Source organism: Pseudonocardia sp. D17, assembly GCF_036984265.1.
Taxonomy (GTDB): domain Bacteria; phylum Actinomycetota; class Actinomycetes; order Mycobacteriales; family Pseudonocardiaceae; genus Pseudonocardia; species Pseudonocardia benzenivorans.
Genome location: NZ_BPRG01000142.1, coordinates 1 through 840 on the forward strand (window position 1 = coordinate 1; position 840 = coordinate 840).

Consider the following 840-nt stretch of genomic DNA (forward strand, 5'->3'; position numbering starts at 1 on the left):
TCGCCGCACAGATTCGTGGGGCCGCCCGCACCATGCCCCACACCCTGCGCCGGGTCGGCACCGACGACGAAACCCTCGCCGAGCTCACCGTCCTGGCCGGCTACGACGACGACCTCGCCGCCCAGTCCACGCGGCTGACCAACCGGCTGCGTGACGCCCTGCTGCACGTCCATCCAGCTCTGGAACGCCTGCTCGGACCCCGGATGGACCGCGGCGGGGTGCTCGACCTGCTCGCCGCCGCACCCACCCCGCAGGCCCTTCGCGACCTCGGCGAGGCCGGCATCGCTGCAACGATGCGAGCCCGTTCCCCGCGGCTGGCCAAGACCCTGCCCGCCCAGATCCTGGCCGCACTCGACACCCAGACCGTCGTCGTCCCGGGCACCGTTGCGTTCGGGAGGGTGATCGCCGGGGTCGCCGCCCAGCTGCGTGAGGTCCGCCTCGAGCGAGACACCCTCGCCACCGAGCTCGAGGAACTGCTGGAGGCCCACCCTCTTGCCGGGGTCCTGACCTCGATGCCCGGCCTCGGGTTCAGGACCGCACTCAAGATCCTCACCATCGTCGGAGACGGCGCCGCGTTCCCCACCGCCGGCCACCTCGCCGCCTACGCCGGCCTCGCTCCGGTCACCCGACGCTCCGGCACTTCGATCAAGGGCGAGACCCGCTCTCAGCGCGGGAACCACGCCCTGAAATCGGCACTGTTCTTGTCGGCATTCGCCAGCCTCGCCGACCCGACCAGCCGCGCCTACTACGACCGCAAACGAGCAGCCGGCAAGCGACACAACGCCGCCCTGATCTGCCTCGCCCGTCGCCGCACCGACGTCATCTACGCCATGCTCCGCG

At 71.7% G+C, this 840-nt stretch carries 1 protein-coding gene; it reads left to right on the plus strand.

The genetic code is table 11. From position 1 onward, the window contains the following. The coding region (locus PSD17_RS23050; protein WP_445261034.1) for an IS110 family transposase at nt 1-840 on the plus strand (840 nt) is incomplete at both ends.